Source organism: Beijerinckia sp. L45 (assembly GCF_009765775.1).
GTDB lineage: Bacteria > Pseudomonadota > Alphaproteobacteria > Rhizobiales > Beijerinckiaceae > RH-AL1.
On record NZ_LMUU01000018.1, the window covers coordinates 1 to 1,589 of the forward strand.

The 1,589-nt window shown below is 68.2% G+C and carries 1 protein-coding gene; it reads right to left on the minus strand.

Annotated elements, in window-relative coordinates; all coding sequences use genetic code 11:
• Positions 1-1,292 (minus strand): helix-turn-helix domain-containing protein (locus GSQ79_RS01115; protein ID WP_158806900.1); only part of this gene is annotated, 1,292 nt, incomplete at its 3' end.
• Positions 1,293-1,589 lie beyond the last annotated feature (297 nt).

Genomic DNA, 1,589 nt, shown 5'->3' on the forward strand with positions numbered 1-1,589 from the left:
TCGGAGGCGTGCTGGCTCAGCGTTTCGATGGTGACGATGTCGCCGGACGCGATGGCGAGCACCGGGGGAATGGCGCGGCTGAAGTAGCCCCAGTGCACGGTGTCCGCGCGCGCCGCGATATAATGCCGGTTCGGCTTTTCGATCGGTTTGGGCTGCGATCGATCGGCCTGCTCCAAGGCAGTCGCGCGGGTTGGCTCCAGCACGAGATCCGGAAGCGCCGCCGCCGGATCGCCGCCTGTCGAAGCGGCTGCGATCCGGCCCTGCGGCTTGCGGGCGACGGTCTGTGGGCGGCCTCGTTGTTGTGGACGCCCGACGTCGAGGGCGGACCGTTCGGTCGCGCGCTGTCGATGTTCGCGCGGCGACACGCCGAAGCGCTCGCGAAACACCCGGCTGAAATGGGCGGCGTCGTTGAAGCCGCAGCGGTAGCCGATCTCGGAGACGGAGACGCCAGTGTGCTGCGGGCTGCCGAGTTCGCGCCGCGAGCGCAGCAGCCGGCGATCGCGGAGGTAATGCGTAAAGCTCTCGCCGATCGTCTCGAAGAGTTTCTGCGCGTAGCGCTCGGAGATGCCGAGAACCTGGGTGATCTGCGAGAGCGTCAGGTCGGGATCGCCGAGCCGGCTCTCGATGGTCTGGCACAGACGGCGGCGCAGCGCCGCCTGGGTTGCGCTGGCGCCGGGCTCGACCGTCGCGCCGGCGTCGAACTCCGAGAGGAGCAGCTCGGACAGCGCGAGGTCGATGGTCGCGAGGTCGCTGGCGGACAGCGTGTCCATCGTGCTGGCGATGGATGTGAGCATCGCCGATAGGACGCGGCCCAAACCTTGGCTTTGCGCGATGCGGGCCGGGCGCGCCGCATCTGTCGCGATCAACCTGGCACCGAAAACGTCGCGCGGCACGGTAACGGCGAGCGCGCGGAAGGGGCTGGCATAGACGAGTTCGGCGGTGCCGGAACGTGGCAGCACGACCACGTCGCCGGGTTTCAGCGCCGTTTCGGTTGCGTCTTCGCGCAGCGCCGCGTCGCCATCGACATGCAGCAGAACGAGCGGGGCCGCCGCGCGATTGGGCACCGCACTCAGGCCATGGGGCGCCGCCGCGATGCGGGCGAAGCCGATGTCGAGCGGCGAGAACAGGGCGCTGGCGTGGGCATAGAATCCGTCGTCGCGGGCCCGCAGCGGGCGGAATCCCAGCGGAGTCAGGAAATCGCACCAGGCGGTTTCGCGCCCGATTTCCGGATAGGTCTCGCTGGTGAACAGCAGAGGCTGCGCGCGCCCCGGCCGGGTTTCGACGGCTTCCATGGCGGTGGTGTTGCAAGGCGCGGGCCATGGGTGTGATTCCCTTCCCCCTTGCGGGGAAGGGCTAGGGATGGGGGTCGGCGTGTTCTTCGTATTGGATGAAGAACACCATGACCCCCACTCCCAACCTCTCCCCGCAAGGGGGATAGGAGCTTGGCTGCGGTTTCCCCCCAAACCTACAGCGCCTCGCAGGCCGGAAAAATGGAGCGCGAAATGCGGGCGTGCACGCCCTGCTTGCCGTCGACGACCTGGGTCACGGTAAAGTCGCTGGCGATGCTCATCAGCGAATAGGCGTCGTCG